The organism is Phocaeicola fibrisolvens (assembly GCF_025567125.1).
Classification (GTDB): Bacteria; Bacteroidota; Bacteroidia; order Bacteroidales; family Bacteroidaceae; genus Phocaeicola; species Phocaeicola fibrisolvens.
On sequence record NZ_JAOQJI010000111.1, the window covers coordinates 1 to 460 of the forward strand.

Consider the following 460-nt stretch of genomic DNA (forward strand, 5'->3'; position numbering starts at 1 on the left):
CGGATATGATATCAGAGTTAAAAGCCTCCCTTGAAAATGCACCGGCCGCATCGGACAAGGAAGAAAAGAAAGCTAAGAAACAAAAGGTAAGGCAAATCAAGCAATTGGAATCGCACTGTGAGAAACTTGCCGAATATGACAGGCACATGAGCATACTCGGCAAACGAAATTCCTACTCCAAAACAGATTCTGATGCTACATTTATGCATATGAAGGAAGACCCTATGGGAAACGGGCAATTAAAACCGGGATATAATCTACAAATCGGAACCGAAAACCAGTTTATGGTCGATTTTGGACTCTACCCTAATCCTACAGACACTCTTACATTGATTCCTTTTGAAAATTCGTTTCATGAACGTTATAACCGTTTCCCATTGGAAGAGGTTGCCGATTCCGGTTATGGCTCGGAGGAGAACTATAGCTTTATGGAAGAAAACGGAATAGAAGCATATGTCAA

General features: G+C 41.3%; 1 protein-coding gene. It reads left to right on the top strand.

The features are described 5' to 3' along the window. Positions 1-460: transposase (locus tag OCV81_RS17730; protein WP_148331139.1), on the top strand; the 460-nt coding region annotated here is incomplete at both ends.